Source organism: Bacillus sp. SIMBA_005, assembly GCF_046535585.1.
Classification (GTDB): domain Bacteria; phylum Bacillota; class Bacilli; order Bacillales; family Bacillaceae; genus Bacillus; species Bacillus pumilus.
The window spans coordinates 45,809-67,012 of the sequence record NZ_JAWRWI010000005.1; the positions used below are offsets into that span (position 1 = coordinate 45,809).

Annotated in this window: 26 protein-coding genes; 9 read left to right on the forward strand and 17 right to left on the reverse strand. The window is 40.5% G+C overall.

Translation table 11 applies throughout. The annotated features are described in order from the left end of the window. The first annotated feature begins 106 nt into the window (after positions 1 to 106). From SB660_RS09610 to mnhG, 7 genes are read left to right on the forward strand one after another with little or no spacing between them, the layout of a single operon-like run. Positions 107 to 2,512, forward strand: coding sequence for a Na+/H+ antiporter subunit A (locus tag SB660_RS09610; RefSeq protein WP_410582308.1), 2,406 nt, complete (start codon positions 107 to 109; stop codon positions 2,510 to 2,512). Further along, the gene (locus SB660_RS09615; RefSeq protein ID WP_034620105.1) at positions 2,509 to 2,940 is read left to right on the forward strand and encodes a Na(+)/H(+) antiporter subunit B; all 432 of its coding nucleotides are present in this window, start codon (positions 2,509 to 2,511) and stop codon (positions 2,938 to 2,940) included. Before SB660_RS09610 ends, SB660_RS09615 begins: the two co-directional genes overlap by 4 nt. Continuing rightward, positions 2,940 to 3,281, forward strand: a complete 342-nt coding sequence (locus SB660_RS09620) for a Na(+)/H(+) antiporter subunit C (RefSeq protein WP_058013796.1) — start codon at positions 2,940 to 2,942, stop codon at positions 3,279 to 3,281. The genes SB660_RS09615 and SB660_RS09620 overlap by 1 nt, the downstream gene beginning before the upstream one ends. Next, the gene (locus SB660_RS09625) at positions 3,274 to 4,752 is read left to right on the forward strand and encodes a Na+/H+ antiporter subunit D (RefSeq protein WP_058013795.1); all 1,479 of its coding nucleotides are present in this window, start codon (positions 3,274 to 3,276) and stop codon (positions 4,750 to 4,752) included. Before SB660_RS09620 ends, SB660_RS09625 begins: the two co-directional genes overlap by 8 nt. Positions 4,753 to 4,758: 6 nt before the next feature. Continuing rightward, a complete protein-coding gene (locus SB660_RS09630) occupies positions 4,759 to 5,238 on the forward strand; it encodes a Na+/H+ antiporter subunit E (RefSeq protein ID WP_058013794.1) in 480 nt (159 codons plus the stop codon). After that, on the forward strand, positions 5,238 to 5,519 hold the full coding sequence (locus SB660_RS09635; RefSeq protein WP_012011105.1) for a Na(+)/H(+) antiporter subunit F1: 282 nt from the start codon (positions 5,238 to 5,240) through the stop codon (positions 5,517 to 5,519). Before SB660_RS09630 ends, SB660_RS09635 begins: the two co-directional genes overlap by 1 nt. Further along, positions 5,503 to 5,877: a monovalent cation/H(+) antiporter subunit G gene (mnhG, locus tag SB660_RS09640; protein ID WP_003213369.1), complete on the forward strand. Its 375-nt coding sequence runs from the start codon at positions 5,503 to 5,505 to the stop codon at positions 5,875 to 5,877. The genes SB660_RS09635 and mnhG overlap by 17 nt, the downstream gene beginning before the upstream one ends. Before the next feature lie 86 nt (positions 5,878 to 5,963). Here mnhG and SB660_RS09645 read toward each other — a convergent pair whose 3' ends face one another. From SB660_RS09645 to degQ, 6 genes are all read right to left on the reverse strand, one after another. Further along, a complete protein-coding gene (locus SB660_RS09645; protein ID WP_003213775.1) occupies positions 5,964 to 6,353 on the reverse strand; it encodes a hotdog fold thioesterase in 390 nt (129 codons plus the stop codon). A gap of 23 nt (positions 6,354 to 6,376) precedes the next feature. Continuing rightward, positions 6,377 to 7,018 carry a two-component system response regulator ComA gene (comA, locus tag SB660_RS09650; protein WP_058013793.1) on the reverse strand — a complete coding sequence of 214 codons (642 nt, stop codon included), beginning with the start codon at positions 7,016 to 7,018 and terminating at the stop codon, positions 6,377 to 6,379. An 80-nt stretch (positions 7,019 to 7,098) separates the two neighbouring features. Then, positions 7,099 to 9,411, reverse strand: a complete 2,313-nt coding sequence (locus SB660_RS09655; RefSeq protein WP_339163736.1) for an ATP-binding protein — start codon at positions 9,409 to 9,411, stop codon at positions 7,099 to 7,101. 53 nt (positions 9,412 to 9,464) lie between these two features. After that, complete coding sequence (comX, locus tag SB660_RS09660; RefSeq protein ID WP_098677614.1) at positions 9,465 to 9,635, reverse strand: competence pheromone ComX; 171 nt, start codon at positions 9,633 to 9,635, stop codon at positions 9,465 to 9,467. Continuing rightward, positions 9,632 to 10,546, reverse strand: coding sequence for a polyprenyl synthetase family protein (locus SB660_RS09665; protein ID WP_410582312.1), 915 nt, complete (start codon positions 10,544 to 10,546; stop codon positions 9,632 to 9,634). The genes comX and SB660_RS09665 overlap by 4 nt, the downstream gene beginning before the upstream one ends. Positions 10,547 to 10,697: 151 nt before the next feature. Further along, positions 10,698 to 10,838 (reverse strand): degradation enzyme regulation protein DegQ, encoded by a 141-nt coding sequence (degQ, locus tag SB660_RS09670; RefSeq protein WP_003213123.1) that lies wholly within the window; start codon positions 10,836 to 10,838, stop codon positions 10,698 to 10,700. Between the two features lie 505 nt (positions 10,839 to 11,343). Between degQ and SB660_RS09675 the strand changes: the two genes are divergently transcribed. Further along, the gene (locus SB660_RS09675; RefSeq protein WP_034620108.1) at positions 11,344 to 11,697 is read left to right on the forward strand and encodes a YuzC family spore coat inner layer protein; all 354 of its coding nucleotides are present in this window, start codon (positions 11,344 to 11,346) and stop codon (positions 11,695 to 11,697) included. A gap of 31 nt (positions 11,698 to 11,728) precedes the next feature. Here SB660_RS09675 and SB660_RS09680 read toward each other — a convergent pair whose 3' ends face one another. The 9 genes from SB660_RS09680 to SB660_RS09720 form a co-directional block, all read right to left on the reverse strand. Beyond that, positions 11,729 to 12,955: an EAL and HDOD domain-containing protein gene (locus SB660_RS09680; protein WP_012011110.1), complete on the reverse strand. Its 1,227-nt coding sequence runs from the start codon at positions 12,953 to 12,955 to the stop codon at positions 11,729 to 11,731. Between the two features lie 139 nt (positions 12,956 to 13,094). Continuing rightward, positions 13,095 to 14,564, reverse strand: coding sequence for a nicotinate phosphoribosyltransferase (locus SB660_RS09685; RefSeq protein WP_058013789.1), 1,470 nt, complete (start codon positions 14,562 to 14,564; stop codon positions 13,095 to 13,097). Positions 14,565 to 14,581: 17 nt separating this feature from the next. Beyond that, on the reverse strand, positions 14,582 to 15,133 hold the full coding sequence (locus SB660_RS09690; RefSeq protein WP_144461867.1) for a cysteine hydrolase family protein: 552 nt from the start codon (positions 15,131 to 15,133) through the stop codon (positions 14,582 to 14,584). Positions 15,134 to 15,193: 60 nt separating this feature from the next. Next, positions 15,194 to 15,601: a YueI family protein gene (locus SB660_RS09695; RefSeq protein WP_410582315.1), complete on the reverse strand. Its 408-nt coding sequence runs from the start codon at positions 15,599 to 15,601 to the stop codon at positions 15,194 to 15,196. Positions 15,602 to 15,628: 27 nt separating this feature from the next. Further along, the gene (locus SB660_RS09700; RefSeq protein ID WP_058013786.1) at positions 15,629 to 15,877 is read right to left on the reverse strand and encodes a YueH family protein; all 249 of its coding nucleotides are present in this window, start codon (positions 15,875 to 15,877) and stop codon (positions 15,629 to 15,631) included. A 96-nt stretch (positions 15,878 to 15,973) separates the two neighbouring features. Then, positions 15,974 to 16,195, reverse strand: a complete 222-nt coding sequence (locus SB660_RS09705) for a spore germination protein (protein WP_034317131.1) — start codon at positions 16,193 to 16,195, stop codon at positions 15,974 to 15,976. Between the two features lie 100 nt (positions 16,196 to 16,295). Next, entirely contained in the window at positions 16,296 to 16,517 is a 222-nt protein-coding gene (locus SB660_RS09710; protein WP_003213446.1) for a spore germination protein, read from the reverse strand. A gap of 66 nt (positions 16,518 to 16,583) precedes the next feature. After that, entirely contained in the window at positions 16,584 to 17,687 is a 1,104-nt protein-coding gene (locus SB660_RS09715) for an AI-2E family transporter (protein WP_058013785.1), read from the reverse strand. 185 nt (positions 17,688 to 17,872) lie between these two features. After that, a complete protein-coding gene (locus SB660_RS09720; protein ID WP_003213721.1) occupies positions 17,873 to 18,109 on the reverse strand; it encodes a YuzF family protein in 237 nt (78 codons plus the stop codon). Positions 18,110 to 18,291: 182 nt separating this feature from the next. Between SB660_RS09720 and SB660_RS09725 the strand changes: the two genes are divergently transcribed. After that, positions 18,292 to 19,776: an esterase/lipase family protein gene (locus SB660_RS09725; protein ID WP_180310167.1), complete on the forward strand. Its 1,485-nt coding sequence runs from the start codon at positions 18,292 to 18,294 to the stop codon at positions 19,774 to 19,776. Here SB660_RS09725 and SB660_RS09730 read toward each other — a convergent pair. Together SB660_RS09730 and SB660_RS09735 are read right to left on the reverse strand one after the other, a co-directional pair. Further along, positions 19,773 to 20,306, reverse strand: a complete 534-nt coding sequence (locus tag SB660_RS09730) for an HD domain-containing protein (RefSeq protein WP_003212819.1) — start codon at positions 20,304 to 20,306, stop codon at positions 19,773 to 19,775. The two genes, SB660_RS09725 and SB660_RS09730, sit on opposite strands and share 4 nt — an antisense overlap. Positions 20,307 to 20,451: 145 nt before the next feature. Further along, positions 20,452 to 21,195 carry a (S)-benzoin forming benzil reductase gene (locus SB660_RS09735; protein WP_257474648.1) on the reverse strand — a complete coding sequence of 248 codons (744 nt, stop codon included), beginning with the start codon at positions 21,193 to 21,195 and terminating at the stop codon, positions 20,452 to 20,454. Positions 21,196 to 21,204 lie beyond the last annotated feature (9 nt).

Below are 21,204 nucleotides of genomic sequence, written 5' to 3' on the forward strand. Positions count from 1 at the left end.
CTGTAATTCAGTTCAAACCAATGCACTATGTCTGTATTTACGCTATAATTTTATTTACCAGTTCTTTAGAACGTGAATTTATATTGATTGAAGGAGGTTTATTTTCTTGCAGCTTATTCACTTCGCCATCCTATCGCCTTTTCTGCTTGCGTTTGTTGTGCCTTTTCTTTTTAAATACGTAAAGCGTATACATACAGGGTGGTTTGTTCTTATCTTGCCTATTCTATTATTTAGCTATTTTGTCCAAATGATGACGATGACATCAAATGGACGAACGTTATTTTCACAGATGGAGTGGATTCCTTCTCTAGGAATGAATTTCACTGTGTATGTAGACGGTCTTAGTTTGTTATTTGCGCTATTGATTACAGGAATTGGTGCGCTTGTCGTCTTGTATAGTATTTTCTACTTATCGAAGGAAAAAGAACAGCTCGGCTCTTTTTATACGTATTTGTTAATGTTTATGACCGCTATGCTCGGTGTTGTTCTATCTGACAATATGGTGGTTCTTTACTTGTTTTGGGAGCTGACAAGTATCTCTTCTTTTCTACTTATTGGATATTGGTATAAACGGGATCGCTCACGTTATGGAGCGACAAAATCACTGCTTATTACCGTTTTTGGCGGATTGGCTATGCTCGGTGGTTTTATCCTCCTCTATCTGATTACTGATTCATTTAGTATTCGTGAAGCAGTTAATCAGCTTCAGCTCATTATGGCATCACCTTACTTTATCCCTGCCATGATCCTGATCTTACTAGGTGCTTTTACAAAATCAGCGCAGTTCCCATTCTATATCTGGCTGCCTGATGCAATGGAAGCACCTACCCCTGTGAGCAGTTATCTGCATTCTGCCACAATGGTCAAAGCCGGTATCTACCTTGTAGCCCGCTTTAGTCCCATCTTTGCTATATCAGAGGTATGGTTTTGGACCATATCCATCGTTGGACTTGTGACGTTATTTTGGGGATCATTCCACGCCGTTCGTCAAAACGATTTAAAAGCTATCCTTGCCTTTTCTACCGTTAGTCAGCTCGGGATGATTATGCTTATGCTTGGTGTTGGAGCAGCTGCAATCCATGAAAATGACCCCGCCTTTTTCGGCGCGGCCGTTCTCGCTGCGATTTTCCATTTAATTAACCATGCCACGTTTAAAGGCAGTCTCTTTATGGCGGCTGGTATCATTGATCACGAAACCGGCACTCGGGACATTCGGAAGTTAGGCGGTTTAATGACCATTATGCCGATTACCTTTACGATTACGTTAATCGGTACATTTTCAATGGCTGGTCTACCGCCATTTAACGGTTTCTTAAGTAAAGAGCTGTTTTTCACAAGTATGCTGCGCATTTCTGAAATCAGCTTTACAGATATTTCGACATGGGGCGCTATTTTCCCAGCAATTGCTTGGCTCGCTAGTGTCTTTACGTTCATTTACAGTATGATGCTTCTCTTTAAAACATTTAGAGGCAATCTTCAGTTAGATCAATTAGAGAAAAAGCCGCATGAAGCACCGATTGGTATGCTCATTCCGCCAATTATCCTTGCTGCACTTGTGGTCACCTTTTTCTTCTTCCCAAATATTCTAGCTTATTCTGTCATTGAACCTGCAATTGCAGCCATTATTCCGGATGCGATTGATCCAGGAAAACGGTTTGTTGTCAAAATTGAAGCATGGCACGGCTTTCAGCCAGAGCTTTATATGACGATAGGTGTTGTCGCTTTAGGAATCATCGGATATTTGACGTTGTCAAAATGGCGTCCAATCTACAATATCTTCAAAGAAAAATGGTCATTCAACTCATTATATGACCGGTCACTGATCGGCTTAGAAAAGGGCTCCTATCGCCTAACAAACAGTTATATGACTGGTTTCCTTCGTGATTACCTTGTCTATGTGTTTGGATTCATGATTATCGTGCTTGGGGGCGTGATGTTTTATCAGAATGCCTTTTCATTTAATATGGAGCATGCTGCTCCAGTCGGCACATACGAGGTCATTCTATCACTAGTCATGATAGCAGCAACCCTCACGACTGTGTTTGCTCGTTCTCGCTTAACAGCCATTATCGGGTTAGGTGTCATGGGGTATACGCTGTCACTATTTTTTGTTATTTTCAGGGCACCTGACCTTGCCCTCACCCAGTTAATTATTGAAACAATTTCTGTTGCACTGTTTTTACTTTGCTTCTATCACTTGCCTCAACTGAGCATGAAGCAAAAAACGAGGAAATTTAAAATGACCAATCTCATCATTTCAGTAGGTGTTGGAGTCATTGTGACATGCCTTGCTTTCGCTTCCACAAGCAATCAGTCACTTGATACGATTGCGTCTTACTTTATTGAAAACAGCTACAAGCTTGCAGGCGGAAACAACATTGTCAATGTCATCCTTGTTGATTTCAGGGGCTTTGATACACTGTTTGAAATTACCGTGCTGGCGATTGCGGCACTTGGTATTTATGGATTATTAAAGACACAAGGAAAACGGAAGAGAGGAGTGCGCCGATGAGAAAAATTGATACGAATGATATGCTTTTACAAGTCACAACTAAAATCACTGCATTCATCATCCTGCTCTTCTCCCTTCACCTGTTTCTTGCGGGACATAATAACCCAGGCGGAGGATTTATTGGCGGATTAATGAGTGCCAGTGCTGTCGTCCTTCTGCTCTTAGCCTACGATCTGAAAACAGTTAGACGCATTCTGCCGTTCAACTTTATCTATGTTGCAGCGACTGGGCTGCTCGTCGCGATCCTGACGGGTATGGGATCATTTCTATTCGGTGCACCTTTTCTATCCCATGCATTTGATTATTTTCAACTGCCGTTTTTAGGGAAAACAGAACTGGCAACAGCCGTACTGTTTGATATCGGTGTATATTTGGTTGTTGTCGGTGTCACCATGACCATTATTCAAACGATTGGAGAGAAGGAATAATGGAATTTCTAATGTCTATTATCGTCGGTATTATTTTTATGACGGCGACCTATTTAATGCTTTCAAAAAGCCTACTGCGGGTCATCGTCGGCACTGCTGTTTTGAGCCACGGCGTCCATTTGCTTCTTTTAACAATGGGTGGCTTAAAAAAAGGAGCCCCTCCCATTTTAACTGAGGGAATCACATCCTATGTAGACCCATTACCACAAGCATTAATTTTAACAGCCATTGTCATTGCTTTTGGTGTGACATCCTTTTTACTTGTCATGGCCTTCCGTGCCTTCCAAGAGCTGCGAACAGATGACATGGATCAAATGAGAGGAAATGATCAGCATGAATAATCTCGTGATCCTGCCAATTTTAATACCATTATTAGCTGCTACACTCTTGATCTTTATGAATAAGAACATCATGCTGTCAAGAGGCTTTAGTGTGTTTGCTTCACTATCAGCCATTGTCTGCAATGTGTATTTAGTCCAAACCATATTTACTAATGGGATTCAAACCCTCTATTTAGGAGGTTGGAAAGCACCATTTGGGATTGCCCTTGTGGCCGATCAATTTGCTGCGCTCCTTGTACTGACCGCTTCCGTCGTTGGACTAGTGACAGTTCTTTTCTCCTTTCAAACGATTGGGAAGGAAAAGGAGCGGCTGTTCTATTACTCTGGCGTGCAATTTTTGCTCGCTGGCGTAAGTGGTGCCTTCTTAACAGGCGATATTTTCAACCTGTTTGTATTCTTTGAATTACTGCTGATGGCATCATACATGCTTATTGTGCTGGGCGGATCAAAACCGCAGCTTCGAGAATCACTCAAATACATTGTGTTTAATATCATCTCATCGGCTTTATTTATCGTCGGTGTCGCTTGTTTATACGCAGTCACTGGTACACTGAATATGGCTGATTTAAGTGTGAAGATTGCTGAATCAGGGCAAACAGGATTAATCACTGTTATTTCCATTCTGTTCATGATTGTATTTGGCTTAAAAGCTGGGATCTTCCCGCTTTATTTCTGGCTTCCAGGATCATATCATGCACCACCAGCAGCGATTTCCGCTCTATTTGGCGCTTTGCTCACAAAAGTTGGTTTATATGCGATTGCCAGAGTCTTTACGTTAATTTTTATACACGATACAGGGTTCACCCATACACTTATGGCATGGCTGGCCGCACTGACTGTGATATTTGGTGTGATAGGCTCGATTGCTTATTCGGATGTGCAAAAGATTGTGATCTATAACATTGTTACAGCCGTTGGGGTCATTTTGTTTGGGATTGCAGCCAATACACCTGCCTCACTTCAAGGGGCCATTTATTATCTCATTCATGACATGGTGATTAAAGGCGCTTTATTTATGCTGGCAGGTGCACTCTTTGTGTATGCTGGCACAAATCACTTGAAAAAGATGGGCGGACTAATTCAATCTCAGCCCTTATTAGGGTGGATGTTTTTCATATCGGCTTTATCACTAGCAGGAATCCCGCCTCTGAGTGGGTTTGTTGGAAAGCTAAAGATTGTAGAAGGCGGCTTTTCGGCTGGTCACATGACCTTTTCTATCCTTGTCTTACTGTCCAGCCTTCTTGTCCTTTATTCGATCATGAGAATTTTCATACTCGCATTTTGGGGTGAGGAACAAGATACGCGAAGAAGGAAACCGTCGGTTAAAGGAATGGTGTACCCTGGTGTAATGCTTGTGATCTTGTCACTTGCCATTGGGTTAGGGACAGAGTTCATTTCCCCTTATATTAATCAAGCAGCGGAAATGCTCTCAACACCAGAAAAATATATTCAAGCTGTGCTGAAGGAGTAGATGAACATGGCCTTTCAAATATTATTAAACGCTCTCCTCGCCTTTACCTGGATGTTTATGAATGATACATACAGAGCAGCAGACTTTGTATCAGGCTTTGCACTAGGGATGGTCGCCATTTTTATGCTTCGGCGATTTTTCCCACAGCGTTTTTACGGGTATGCCCTTTATGCAATTTTCAAGCTCTTATTGATTTTTATTCGGGAGCTGCTTCTTGCCAATTTAAGTGTATTAAAGACCGTATTATCTCCAAAGCTCACAATAAAGCCCGGTATTTTTGCCTTTCGTACGGACTTGAAAACGGATTGGGAAATTAGCATCCTTTCTAACATGATTACATTGACACCAGGTACACTGGTCATAGATATTTCTGATGATCGTTCGATTTTGTACATTCATGCAATGGATATTGAAGATGCGGAAAAAGCCATTCATGATATCCGTGTTTCATTTGAAAAAGCGATTCAGGAGGTGAGTGGCAAGTAATGGAGATCATCTTACAAATTTCACTTGGTATTCTTGCCCTGTCCACCCTTCTGTTTGTTATTCGAGTGATCAAAGGTCCCTCTATTCCTGATCGTGTAAGTGCACTTGATGCGATAGGAATCAATTTAATTGGGATGACAGCTATCGTTTCTATTTTGCTGAAAACGACAACGTTTTTTGAAATTATTTTACTGCTCGGTATCCTTGCCTTTATCGGCACTGTCGCTTTTTCCAAATTCCTTGAGAAAGGGGAAGTGATTGAAAATGATCGTCATCGCTAAAGCTATTGTCATTTTCTTTATTCTGCTTGGCGCCATCCTTTGTCTCATTTCAGCCATTGGCGTTCTTCGCCTGCCGGATGTTTATACACGTATGCATGCTGCATCAAAAGCATCGACACTTGGTGTTGTCCTCATATTAGTTGGGGTATTCTTTCACGAATGGTTTCTTGCAGGTATTATTTCTGCGAAGATTCTACTTGGGATTGTCTTTATCTTTTTAACAGCTCCGGTCGGCGCACACTTGATCGGAAGAGCCGCCTACAATACTGGTGTCAAGATGGACAAACGAAGTGTACAAGATGATTATGGTGGTTTTCGTAACTTCGTGATTAAACGCAAAGAAGACTCGTACTTATAAACCGAAAGAAGATCCTCACATGCGGGGATCTTCTTTTTATGAATCAATCCAACCTAAAAAAAGCTTCCGCTGCACCGGGAGCTTTTTTATATGCGATCAATGACAGCAAGTGTACATCTTGACGTACAGATGTGCCGGTCTCGATCATCTTTAATATCAATTTGAAATACCATTGTACGGCGCCCTACATGTACAGGAACAGCCGTCGCTGTCACTACTCCATCACGTACAGATTTTAAGTGATTGGCATTAATTTCAATCCCTGAGCAAACTTGCTGAGTTAAGTCTAAATGAGCCGCAGCCCCCATGCTTGCCACTGTTTCTGCTAGAGCAGCAGATGCTCCTCCGTGCAGCAGTCCAAATGGCTGTTTTGTTCTATGATCGACTGGCATTGTCGCTACGCATCGAGACTCATTACACTCTACAATCTCAATCCCCAGTGCCTCAAGCAGTGTATTTGATCCACTCACTTCCATCAGGGTTCTCTCCCTTCACACGTTTACAATACACTTTCAGATTTTGCAATTAACACCGCTTCGGTTCGAGAGCCAACATTCAGCTTATTAAAGATGGACGTCAAGCTGTATTCAATTGAGCGTTTGCTCAAATGCAGCACATCGGCAATCTCTTGGTTCGTGTATCCTTTTTCCACTTCTCTCAGGATCAAACACTCTCGCTCTGTTAACAGCTCGTGATCGGTCTGCTGCGCCTGTTCTGGCTTTTCTTGCTGCTGTGAAATTAATTTCTTTAAATAGGATAGCTGAATGACAACTTCTCCTTGCAATGTGCGGTGTATGTATTCAATAATTTTGTCTTTTGTCTCTGTTTTACTAATTGCACCGTGCAATCCAGCCCGAATGGCCTCTTCAAAATAATCATCTACTTCATACCCTGTATAAATGATGATTTTCACTTGTTGGTTGGTTTCTAGAATTTGTTTCGCAATGTCCATTCCATTGATATCCCCGAGATTTAAATCCATCAAAATCACATCATAGATGGAAAAGTCATGCGTCTTTAAAAAGGCGGCTTCTGCATCAGGACTTAAACAATCGACTGATAGCTGTTGATCTGATTCTAATATGCTTTTTGTCCCTTCCATGACAGCCGGATGATCATCAATGACCAATATCTTCTTCATGTCTTCCTCCCTTTAAATCACTCACTTCCATTTTATATAAAAGACTTGGCAGATGCCAAGTCTTATTCCTTAATAAATCGTTACAATTCCATTTCAATTTTCACCTTCAGCCCTTTTTCAGGTGCTGTGTGAATGTGAAGCTTCCCATTTAACGCCTTGACTCGTTCTCTGATTCCAGAGAGGCCCATGCTCATGGTGTGCTGATCAAGATGGCTTGCGTCAAAACCAACTCCATCATCCTCGTAGTGAAGAACAACCTGATCTTTAATACAAATCAGCATTACGAGCACTTGGCTGGCTTGAGAGTGTTTCAAGGCATTAGATAACAGCTCTTGAACAATCCGGTAAATATTAAGCTGGGAGTCAATATCAATGTCCAGCTCCTTATCAAAGCGTGTCGTATTCAGCCGAATATGAAATGGTGCTTCCTCCTGAATTTGAGAAGTCAGCTTCGATATCGCCTTCACTAAACCTAAATCGTACAGCAGCTGCGGCCGAAGTTCATGACATGTTTCTCTCGTCGTTTGAATCACCTTAGACATTTGTTCATTCCATGAGATAAGCGATTGTTCAATAGACGTTGGGCATTGATCGTTTTGGAAATTCGTTAAAAACATCTCTGACTGTCTTTTCAGCGATATCAAATCCTGCAGCACGGAATCATGAAGATCCCTCGCTAAATCGGAGCGCTGCTTTTCCTCCATCGCAAACATGACTTTTTTCAGCCAAGCAGGGTTCGCTTCACGCTGCTTCAAATCTTCAAGATGCTCCATCAATTCTTCAATCTTGACGACATTTTCTAAACTGACACTTGTGTAAAATGCCAATGTTTTCAGCCAAGAAATCTCATCACGCGTCAATTTTGGTGTCTGTAAATTGGATAAACAGCAAATCACAAATGAGTGACCGCCCCGCTCGCCAATTTTCATCATGAACCCTTTATCAAGCTCAATGATTTTCCCGACTTCCCCTAAAATATCCTGAAATTGATCCACATACTCTTTCCATAGATTGCTATCACCTGAAGATTCATCAATCTCTTCAATCTGTCCATCTGGCTTCACTTCAAGCACAAAGGCTTTATTCACAACCAGCACTTCTAAAATGGTGTATTTCAAATGATATAACACTTGGTGAAGTGATGACGCCTCACGAATGAGCTGAGTAAATTTAAACACACTGTCCTGATAATTATGCTTCTCTGAAAAACGTTTCAGCCGGAAGCGGAAATCTAGAATTTCTTTAAAATAAAAGACAGCAAGCATAAGCGCATAGGTGATTAATGCGAGCTTCAGGGTGTACTTCAAATCTTCTGGTTTCTGCAAAATGTAAAACGTGACGACAACAAAAATGGTCGGTGTAATGGCTAGAAAGCCATAGTATTTCAGTCTGCTTATCAAAAAATCCATGTTGTAAAGCTTGTTCGTCATAAATTGATACACGAGTGAAAAAGGAATGAGCAAGACAAAAGAAGTTAAGAAAAAGGGATCTACCACATAAATACGAAACAAAACATATGGAATTGCAAATAAAAATATAAAAGGACAAAATGCTATGATATTTATCATGACAAAAAACTTTAAAACAGACCCCTGCTCTGTCTCTTTATATTTCCGCATTCCATTGATAATCACTTTGAATGACATGATAATAGAAGCGAAAAAGAATAAAAGATTTAAACTTGGCATGTATCTGGCTATCGCCGAATCAATCGGAACAAATAACTCTATTACTAGATTAATTATAGGAAGACTATATAAAAAGCGAATTGTTTTTTGAGTCGTTATATGCAGGTCAAACTCTTTGAAATATTGATAAATGAAATGAATATAAAAGATAAATACACTTGATAAACAAAATACGATCACATAATGGCTAAATCTCTCACCAATCCCTGAAGTACCTGCACTAAGATATCCGATACAAATCGTTAATAAAAATAAAACTAATAGAAATGCTGATTTTCGTTGGGCCTCTTTGTTAATTCGAATGATAAAGAAGATACAAAATAAACAAATTGAATACAGGATGAGAGGAATTAAATAGACAAATAAACTTTCTTGACCAATCAATGTCTTATTTTTTAGGGTGATCATTTGGTTGCCTCTTTGAATATCAATTCTTTGCACATTCCTAAGCTCACCATTGATCAAATGATCTTTGTTGTTAGCAGGTTCCCCATTGATTTTAAGTATAATATCTCCTTCTTCTAATCCTGATGTGTAGGCTAAAGAAAGATATTCAACTTTGACAACTTCTGCTTGACCGTTCTTGTTCTCCGCTACACGTGCTCCATTAAAAATATCAAATACATAAATATATGAAACATAGATCACAAATAAAAAAGATAGAAAAACCAAAAAAGCAGATAGTTTCGTATAAGTTATCTTCATGTATAAAACATCCTTAACTGGAGAACTTTTAAATCATTTTTAAATGAATCGTATCATTTATAGTACCATATATACTCTGCAGACATTTGCCCTTTCTTAATACCTTGAATGATTGCTTTCATCGTTTGCTCATCTGTATGAATTAAACTTGCATTCCCTAAGTCCAATTCATTCACAACACCAGGATTTTTCACTAAATATGCAATAACATTTTGAATGTTCAATCATTGCCCTCCTTTGTCATAAATGCATATAATTGTTCCTTCTTCGTTTTAGGTAAATCAAGTTGTTCCATTTCACGCTTCATTTTTAACAGCATAATCTCTCTCATCGATACCATGTACTGAGTCAAACCAGCTTCAAGTAACTTCTGCTTCAGTTGAAACCGCTTTTGCTCTGACTCATCCAGCCGGTTAGAAAAGAAGGAAAGAAGCTCTTGACTGGCATCGTTAAAACGTCTTTGCAAATAACTGAATGCCAGCGTTTGTTTTTTTTCAAAATCTCCGTTTGATTTTGAAAATAACGCAAAAAAATCGTTACTGATCTGTTCAGCAACACCATAACATATTGAATAAGATTCCACAGTTGCGTTGATTTTCCCCGTCGCTAAATAAGCACCCAGTACACTAGCAAGAGCTGTTAATGATCCTGATTTTTTCCTTAAAACCTCTACACACTCTTCTTCTGTTCCATGCAAATGACGCAAATCCTCGTGCTGCCCTTCCATTGACATTTTAATGAAATGGAACAGCTTCTCTACTAGTTGAGAATTATTTTCACATATTGATGCAATGAATTGGATACTCACCGTATATAAATACGTAGAAGCATTGATGGCCACTCCTTGGTCGACGTTCATCCAAGGATACGAATCATTGTCCTGATCTTCAATATCATCTAATATATCGGCAGATAAGATAAGAAGTTCAATCCCTGCTGCCAATTGTGTAATCGCTTGCTTGTCTTGTCCGCCAAATGCCTCATAATGCTGGTAAGCTAATTGACCAAGAGGAAATTCTTTTTTTCTATCTGTAAATTCTAGAAGCAGCTTTTGTAAATCCTTCTGCCTGACTGCATGTTGAATAAAATCAGACATATTCTGCTTGATTTTCGTATTCTCTAGATAGTTTAGCATACTCGATCTTGTCCCTCACCCTTCCACCTTTTATTTTACTAAAAAGACATGAGCAAATGTCCACTGACATCACTATTTAACAATTATATAATAATATATCCTTTTTTTGTATGTATTTGGATAAAAAAAAGACTTGATGATTATCAAGTCTTTAAGAAATTTTCACATATTCATATTTGTCGTACTGATCAATGCTTTTGTTAATGTTATGAAGAGAAGCCGTTGTTTCTCTAATTTCGTTTTCAAGTTTCCATAATAATTGTTTAAGTTCTTCGATTTCATACTTTTCCATCGATTCCACTCTCCTTTTTTGGAAGATCAATGTATTTGTGTATGGTGATTGGGTCATAAGTATTTGATCTGTTACTAACAGTGTAAATGTAATTGAGTATTTTTTCACCGAAAAGTATGCACAAAATGTGTGCGTGATACCGCAAAATTCAATAGGTCTTTTTTCATCATTTTCTGACTTTTCAAATCATACTTTTATCTTAATTTCAAAGGAACTCCGTCATTTTTGCGACAAGAATAGGCATCATTCGTCACACTTCTCTCACAACGGAACATACGATCCCTCCTGTAACCTCGGTTTTGCGTGTTATAGGTCAGACGACAGGCCCCTTTGTGGACACCGCAATTTTTTGGCGACATTCACCGAAATTGACCGCAAAAGTACCTATTTTTATGTTGGATTTATAAAGATAGAAAGATCATTTTGATTCTTTATTCTGATTTTCTACATACATTTAGAACAGATATCCGTCCAATTTCACGTCAATGAGAGAAGAGGTGACCATGTGTTTTACTATGTTCCTTATCCTGCTTTGCAGGGTCCCGCAATGAGCCGTGCATATCCGCGCACGCCTATGACTTTTCCTCCAGTAGATGCCCACTCATTTCAACGAGCCGCAAAGGAATCAGCCCGACTTGTTGCTGATGCTTCACTTATTACACAGCAGATTTCCAGCTCCCTTTCGTTTGCACAGCGGATTATGGAGGCTGCTGAGCGCTCTGATTCGACAAGTGTCATCCGAATGCTGAAACAAATCGGTGTGAAAAGTGGTATTGACATCCGCTTTAGTCCAGAAGGCATTCGTATCTACTTGTCTCTTGCCTCTAGCAGACTTTTTCTCCTTTTACAGTGGGCATAACAAAAAAAGCCGCTCTCAGCGTGGGCGGCTTTTATGATTCAAACATTTTATGACACCATTCAATGGCTTCTATATAACATCCGTAGGCTTCTTGCTTCGGGAGATTCCCATCTAACATCTCATGATCCCATTCATTTCGTTCAATCCGTTTGGCGACATCCAGCACAAATGAATAATCATTTTCATAGCCAAGCAGTGCCTCACCAACTTCATCAGAAAGTGGCAGCTCTTTTACAAGTTCTGTGATATCTGCCCTGACAAGTGTATCAATGAGAGAAAACATGCCTGTCAGCATATAAGAGGCTGGGTGCTCTCGTTCGGTACGACTTGCAATCAGTTCACACGTTTTTGCCCGAATGAAGGACATTTTAATAATTTCTTTTTGGCTTGAGTTGGCTTGAACATTCAATTCTTTAAATGAAAGAATAAAGATCCACCGCCTAATTTCATTAAAACCAAGCAGAATAATCGCCTGCCGGATACTTTTGATTTGATAAAGACGTCTCATGCCGCCTGAATTGAGCATTTTTAATAATTGGTATGATAGCGAAAGATCACTTTCAATAAAATGGGTCACAACCTGGATATTCGGCTGTTCCTTGCTCAGCTCATTTAATAGCTGGTGATACGCATGGAAGCTGGTTGATAATGCTCGTCCTGATATAACATGCGGCTCACTAAAGAAATACCCTTGAAACAAATGGAAGCCGGCTTCTAGCGCTTCTTCATATTCTCTTCGCGTTTCCACCTTTTCTGCAAGGAAACGAAGTCGATATTTTTTATAGGTATGTAGAATTTTTCTACGTTCTTCCGATGTGGTCTTTAGAAAGTCAATTTTTAAAATATCAATGCAATAGAGGAGTTCCTCAAGCAACTTGTCACTGAAATGTGATCCGCTTAGAAAAAAATCATCAAGTGCAATCGTATATCCCCATTTTTTTAATTCCTTACATCTCATAATAAGTGCCGGGGTAATCGGGACATTTTCTAATATCTCGATCACAAGCTGATGCGGATCAAAATAGGTGAGCAGATCAGACGAAAGTAAGCTTTCGGTGAAATTAATGTAGCATCTTTTGCCTTCTGTCAATGTTTCGATGCCGATATTTAAAAAACTGTTAATAATGAGGTCCGTTGTCGCTTGGTCACCATCTTCAGCGCTATATGTATTGGTTTCACTATCTCTATAAAGCAGCTCGTATGATACGACTTGTTCTTTTCTGTTAAAAATAGGCTGTCTCGCAACAAACACCCTCAACTGCTCCAATCCTCCTTTATGCAATGACAAACAAGATGTGCTTTCAGTATACCAAATGATTGTGCTTATGGTTCATTTTGAATCGGTCAAAAAATAAAAAAAGAGATCACCTGACTTGATGATCTCCTTTCTTCCAACATTAGCTTTCATAAAGCTCTAGTTTAATTTTATTTTTCACGTCATGGATAAACTGCATCTTGTTATCCCAGCATTTTTGACTCAAATCGACTGGATATTCTTCTGGTTTGCTGATTCGTTTATATTCCTCCCAGAAAAGTCCGAGGCTCTCCTGCACATAGGCTTGAATCGTTTGAATATCCGGATTGTCATATACAAGTTTCCCTTGTTCAAAAATCGGGACATGTAGATCCTTCGCCACAAAGTTTGTGACAAATTTGCTGATAAATGTATGCACAGGATGGAACATTTTCAGCTTATCCTCACTATGAACATCTTCCTCTTCGAGCGCAATGTAGTCACCCTCAGAGTGATGATTCAATTGATTGATAATGCGGTACACACGTTTACGTCCAGGTGTTGTCACTTTCTCTGGGTTGGATGAAATTTTGATGGTATCATTCATCTTACCATTCTCTTCAATCGACACAAGCTTATACACTGCACCGAGAGCTGGCTGGTCAAATGCTGTGATCAGTTTTGTCCCAACACCCCACACATCAATTTTGGCACCCTGTGCTTTTAAATTCATGATGGTATGTTCATCGAGATCACTTGATGCAATGATTTTTGCGTCATGGAATCCAGCTTCATCCAGCATCGTTCTAGCTTTTTTAGACAAGTAGGCAAGGTCACCACTATCAAGTCTGACACCAATAAAGTTGATCTTGTCTCCAAATTCTTTCGCTACCTTAATGGCATTTGGAATACCGGATCTTACGGTATCATACGTATCGACTAAAAAGACACAGTCTGTATGGGTTTCAGCGTATTTTTTAAATGCCGTATATTCATCGCGGTATGCTTGTACAAGTGCGTGAGCATGTGTTCCTGACACTGGGATGTTGAAACGCTTCCCAGCACGAACATTACTTGTCGCCTGAAAGCCGCCGATGAGTGCCGCTCTTGCTCCCCACATCGCAGCATCCATTTCATGTGCACGTCTTGTTCCAAATTCTAATGCTGTCTCATCTTCAATGATTCCTTTAATCCGAGCTGCCTTTGTTGCAATCAGCGTCTGGAAGTTCACAATATTCAGCAAGGCGGTTTCAATGAGCTGCGCTTCGACAAGCGTTGCCTCGATACGCATAATTGGCTCATTTGCAAAGACAATTTCGCCTTCCCGCATTGAATGAAGGGAGCCTGTAAAGGACAACCCGCTTAAATAATCAATGAAATCGCTTTTATAACCGAGTTCGTCTTTTAAATACGCTAGATCACTTTCAGTGAAGGAAAAGTCCGATAAATATTCAATCGCTTTCTCTAAACCAGCAAATACAGCGAAGCCATTGTCAAATGGAAGCTTTCTGAAGAAGAGTTCAAACACTGCCTTCTTCTCATGAATGCCGTCTCTCCAATACGTTTCTGCCATGTTAATTTGATAAAGGTCTGTATGTAGTGATAAACTGTCGTCAATAAACCGATGCTCCAACTTCCATTCTCCTTCCCTTACTTAACCACTTTCGCACCAAGCGACTGCTCAAAGTGAGAAAGTGCCCACTCGTGCCCCGCTTCATTAAAACTCGCTACAGCATTCTCGTGAATCACAATTTCAAAGCCTTTATTGTACGCATCAACAGCTGTATGAAGTACACAAATATCGGTACATACGCCGGCTAAATGAAGTTCAGTGATGCCACGCTCGCGCAGTTTCATTTCTAATTGAGTGCCTGCAAAAGCAGAGTATCTTGTTTTTTCCATATAGTAGACATGTTTTAAATGCTTTGACGTGTGAAATAGTGAACTTAGTTTGCCATAAAGTTCAATTCCCTTTGTCCCGCGAATATTATGGGGCGGAAATAACTTTGTCTCTGGATGATAAAGGTCTTGCTCCTCATGATGATCGACTGCAAAGACGACAAAGTGCCCTTCATCAATAAACGAAGAAGTGATCTCTGTGATCTTAGGCTCAATCGCCTGTCCAGGCTTTCCGCATGTCAATTTTCCATCGTCTGCAACAAAATCAACGGTATAATCAATACAAATCAATGCTTTGCCCATCCGCATCTCTCCCATATGCTCTTTTGACTCATTATAGCTTATTCATTTCACTAGGGAAACCTATTCAACAGATTCGTGAGAAAAAGCCTTTTGAAACAGCTCATCTTCTATATAGATGTGCTTTTGATTGACCGCATTTGGCAGCTCTATCACAAGACCAAAAGGAGAATGTGCCTCATGATGATTCACCACTTTAAAGGAACATCCCGCGGTATTAGCCATTTTCACATATTGAGAATAAGAAGCATAGGACAACTCACCATTTAAAAGAACAGTGGCCTGACGGTTGGCCTTTAATACTTGTTCGACCTCTTGATACGGTTTATTTCGTGAGACCTGTCCCTTTGTCAGGGCAAGAAGCGCTCGTTCTCTTAATGAACCGAGAAACATTCTTCGTTCATCGGGTTTTGTTTCAGCATGTCCAAATATCCCTTGCTGCAAATAAAAGTCTACGGATTCTTCTTTCATCGCTGTTTTCACTCCTGGTTTTCATATTTACATTTCTGTGACCCAGTGCACAATCTTTAGTGCAAGTTCACGGGCTTCGTCTGTTTCTGCTCTTTCCATTAAGGATTGCTCGAGTGTATGGATCAGCTGCTCTTTTTCGTCCTCGTACGCAATGGAAATACTCCATTCAATATCAGGTACGGCAACAAGCGTTTTATATTCTTTTTTATTTTCATGTAAATATACATTGTAGGTCTTTGGTTGTCCGCTTGTGATGTGTGCTTTTCTAATTTTCATTTGGCTCTGTTCACACCTCTTTTTCCTTCTTACTTCCATATCCATTGTACCATAAAAAAAGACAGCTTCAGAAAAGGAATTCCCTTTCAAAGCTGGCTACGCATTGAAGCTCTTCTGCTGACTAATAAGATTTGAATCCCAAACAAATGTGACATTTGGACTGTTAAAAAATTGGACGAAGTCACCTGCATTATACGTACCTGATCCACCGGCAGAGTGATCGACACTTTTTGGCGAAATGGCAAAAACATCACCGAAATGTGCAGAACCATTTCCAATTACACGGTCAATATGAATAGGCCCAACAATCGCTGGCATCTTTCCACCACCTTTACTCCCCTCATCATATGCCTATGAGGAAAATATGTGTCTATCCAATATAAAAAAGACAGCTGATATGTGAGCATCAGCTGTCTTTCTATGCATTAAATGATTGAGGCTGGCCAAACAATGTGAAATCCCATAGCATCGTCGCATTCGGATCACTTGTAAGCGACATATAATCACCTGAATTAAAGGCTCCTGCCCCGCCAGTCGAGTGGTCTACAGCTAATGGGGCTATGGCCAGTACATCACCGAAAGTAGCTGCACCATTGCCTCCTAATGACTCAATATGAATAGGTCCAACGATTGCAGGCATCAGAATCTCCCCCTATCTGCTTATGACAATCATCTTATGCAAAAAGGGAAAAGTTGTGCATCTGCCCTAGACGTTTAAGTGCTGCTCTTTGCGAGAGCGCTGACGTAGCTGAACCAATCTGACAATATTCAGAGTGATGGCTTTGAGCAGTGCATAGACAGGAACCGCAAAGATCATGCCAAGGATGCCGCCAAAGCTTCCTGCCCCAATTAATAACAGGATAATGGTCAAAGGATGTGTGTTCAGGCGTTTCCCAATGATCAATGGAGAAATGACATTTCCGTCAATTTGCTGCACGACAAGAATCACAATCACTGTCACCACTGCTTTTCCAGGCGAATCAAGAAAAGCAATCAGTACAGCTGGTGCCGCTCCAAGATATGGTCCAAGGTATGGAATCACATTTGTGACCGCAATGATAATACCGAGAATAAGCGCATATTTTACACCTATTAATAAGTATCCAATAAAACAAGCGACTCCGACAAACAAACAGACAATAATCTGGCCCTGGATGTAAGCTGCGAGTGTGTCATTTAATTCTTTGAAGATCTTCAGCCCTTCCTTGCGGTAAGGCATTGGCAAGAACTGTACGAGCTTGTCCGGAAACTTATGCCCGTCTTTCAGCATATAAAATAAAATAAATGGAACTGTGATGACGGCTAAGGCAATATTCGCAATCACGCCAAACACCGCAGACATGCTTGAAGCAATGTTTTCCGGTAATGCCTTTAATGTCGAAACGACCGTCTGTTCAAACTTTGAGACAGATACATAATCTTGGCTCATCATCCAAGTAAATGTTTTAGAATGCGAAAAGTCATTGATAAATTTCTGCATGTCCGTCACATAACCAGGGAAGCTTTTGACAAGTCCACCAACCTGCGAGATAATCACCGGTCCAGCAGCATTGACGATAAACGTGATGAGTCCAATGAACAGGAGATAAATGATCAAGATAGCGAGAGTTCTAGGTATTTTCTTGGACAAAAATTGAACAATTGGATTAAAGATGAAAAAGAGAATACCCGCCAGCAAGATGGGGACAAACAGTGTTGATGCAAATAAAATAATCGGCTGAAATAAAAACGAAACCTTTGTTGATACATACACAATGAGTAAAACAAGTAATATTTGGAATGTCCAAAAATGAACTTTAGATTTTAACAAAGATGCTCCTCCTGTTACGTATTGATCTTATTAAAAAACTACTATTCAACCCCCCTTCTGTCAACTGCTTCTTGTTTTTAGAACCTCATTTTTTGAAAAAAAAAGAACAATTGGTATATCATGCACTTTTTCCAGATATACATTCTATAAGCATGAAAAAAAGCAGACACCTATGCGTCTGCTTGTTACACTCTTTCACTGTGATCAGGCATCACCGACACGATTTGCTGGATCCGCACATAAAAAACTGATTTCGCCCCCGCTTCTATGACAATATGATCCGGCATGACTTCCTTCAATTTCCCACGGACCGTATCTTTCACTGTTTGCACAATTAATCTCATACCGACCACTTTCTGCAATGTTTGATAAACATATGGATCAACTAATGAAACAAGCTGTGGACTTCCTTGTTGTGCCATACTACCCGCCCCTTTACTTGTGTATTTACCCACAGCGTATGCATGAACCCATGTGAATGTCACTCATGGCAACCCCACAACATTAATACCATATTTTAACATTTAGTTCGTTTTTACATTTTTTAGAAGTATAATAGATTGGTGCTGCCAACAATTTAAATCATTTGAAGAGGTGAATTTTCTTGAAAAAACTCATTTGTATTGTTGCTGTCATGCTCTTTCTATCCTCTGCAAGCTTTGCGTATGCAGGGACAATTGGAGATCCCCCAGGGACGCCAGGAAAGTGGTTTAAAGGAGAAGAGCCCATTCAAAAAGACGGGTCAAAACCACCACTTGTTTTTGTTCATGGTATTAACAGCTCCTCCTCCACTTGGTCCAACCGAAACGATATGGCAAATCAGGCTGTTCAGAACGGATACGAAAGCGCATTCATAGATTTGCACCCAGATCAGGACATGAAAAAGAACGGCAAACTATTAGCAGAAAAGCTCAAAGAAATCTATGACGCGTTTGGTAGAAAACTAATAGTGATTGGTCACAGTAAAGGAGGGGTCGATACACAGGCCGCCCTAGTGTATTTCAAAGCACATCCCTATGTGGAAAAGGTCATTACTCTTGGCTCTCCTCATAACGGGACACCGCTTGCGGATCTAGCATATAGCAAAGGTGGGAGCTGGCTCGCGCAAATTCTTGGACAAAAAAGCGAAGCGCTTTATTCTTTGCAAACTGGTCTGATGGCAGCTTTTCGAAGTGAAACCGACCAGCTAGAGGCGTTCCCCAATAAATATGTCACCTACTCTGGTTCGGAATGGGGAACATTTGGCGGTGCGCTGTATTTAGGCGGCATGTATTTAAAGAGCTTTGGTACAAATGATGGTGCCGTCACAGTAAACAGCACAAAACTATCCTATGCAAACAATATTTTAACAGGAAAATGGGATCACTATTCAATCAAAAACGGAACAAGTATGTTTCCTGTGTTCCAGCATCAGCTGCTGGCAAATGCCTCGAGCGCTGAAAATAAACATAAAGAGGAACAAGAGCCCGTCTCTGCTGAGCTCAATACAGATGTTTATGTGACAGGTGGAGAAAGTGAAAAGGATAAAACAGAAGCGTTCTATGTAGAGGAAGGAACGAATGGCTTATCGATCCAGTGGTTAAATGAAAGGCAGGAGTCGCAGCCCGAAATCATTGCCCCAAATGGAGACGTCTTAACAAATCTTAAGACATCGGAAGCTTCTTTCCCATATGAAGGCGCATATTCACACCATGTGAAAATCAATAAACCTGTTCCTGGAAAATGGACGATTCAATCGAACTCTGGAAAAAGAGCTCCTTATCTGCTGCTTGTATCTTTTGATTCACCATTAAATGAAGAAATGAAAGAAGCTGCTTCGAAGTCAGGAGGTGCATCGACCCATTCAAGCGGTCTAATTAAACGGTTAAGCAAATCTGTGGAAACCAATTACTTTAAAGACGCACAAAAGGATCATCCAGTGAAAACAAGTAGCTCATCAGCTATTCAATTGAAAAAAGAAGGTACTTATTCTGTCACGGTACAATACACTGGACTCACTACGTCAGGGACATCTGCGTTTAACCGTACCGTTATTCGCACATTGTATGTTGATCAGCACGGAACGATTCATGGAGACATTCCATATTAAACAGAGCGTTTCATGGGCTGAAGTGCCTGCTGCACTTTCTGATCCAAATCGGCAATTTTCTTCATTGCCAGTGATTCGTCTATTTGTCTGTAATGGTGGTGCCCGCCTGGCTCTTCATCCATTTCATCTGCTTTCTTCACAATTTGTTGGAGTGTGTCCTTATGAAGGTCACCCTCTGGCAAATATGAGTCTGTATGAAGCAGAATCGCAAGTGCAATATCTTTAGCTGCTTTTGGTTCCTCCCCGAGCCGTATGAGCAGTTTATGTGCCCGCTCTGCACCTTTAATGGCATGAATATCATTTCGTCTATATGTCTCGTAATCCCATTCTCCGCCGGCTGTATACCATTCATAGTGGCCGATGTCATGCAAGAGTGCTGCTTTCACAGCGAGATCTGGGTTAATTCCAGCCTTCATTGCCAGTTTAAATGCGTGATAAGCACAAGCAATCGCATGGGCTTTTCCTGAACGATTTAAATATTTTTGAGCAACTGGATGGGTGTAAACATCCATTAATGTAACCTTTCTCATGGAAACCCCTCCTTATCTATATTTTTAGCATCCTAACATATTCTGAAAAGAAACTCAAATGTTCTGTTATATTTTCTATGAGTCTCAAGATTATCTTATGTCAAATCAGCCGGTTTTGCTTGTACAAGACGGAAAAAAGCAGTCGTTATGACTGCTTTTTTCCATACTCTCGTGCATCATATACGCAGCCTCCAGCTGGATCATCCGCTATAAGATCGAGCAAAATAGATGCGACTTCATCTGGACTCTTCAGTGTGCCTGTTTCATATAATTGCTGAAAACGATCAATTTGTTCGAAGTCCTGTTTTGAAGATTTTCGAATCTCTCCCTGCATATCTGTATCAATCGTGCCTGGGGAAAATGAAAACGTGTTGATTGGATACGCCTCGTCCTGCTGTTCCTCATGCAAAGTCCTCATAAACATATCAAGTCCTGCCTTTGAGCTGCAATACGCACTCCAGCCTTTATAAGGATTTTTCGCCGCTCCAGAAGAAAGATGAACGATCGTTTTCTTTCCATTAAACGATTGAGTCTGTTTAACAAACACATGGCTCAGCAAAACAGGAATCACAAGATTCAGCGTATAATGCTGATGAAGCGTATCCTGTCCGCCTTGCCCCACACGCTTGATTGGTGTCACCATGCCAGCATTATTGACGAATAAGATGTCATCAGCTGCTGTCAGTGTTTGCGGCGTGAGACAATCTTGAAGCCATTGGGCTGCTGCTTTCTCATCTGTCAGGTCGACCTGTGTATGTGTGAGCTTCGAATGAGAAATTGGTGATGCGCTTCTTGCTGCCGTGTACACATGATCTCCGCGTGAGAGCAGCTGATTCACAAGTGCTAGGCCAAATCCTTTTGATCCTCCTGTAACGATTGAAATTCGAATGACAATCTC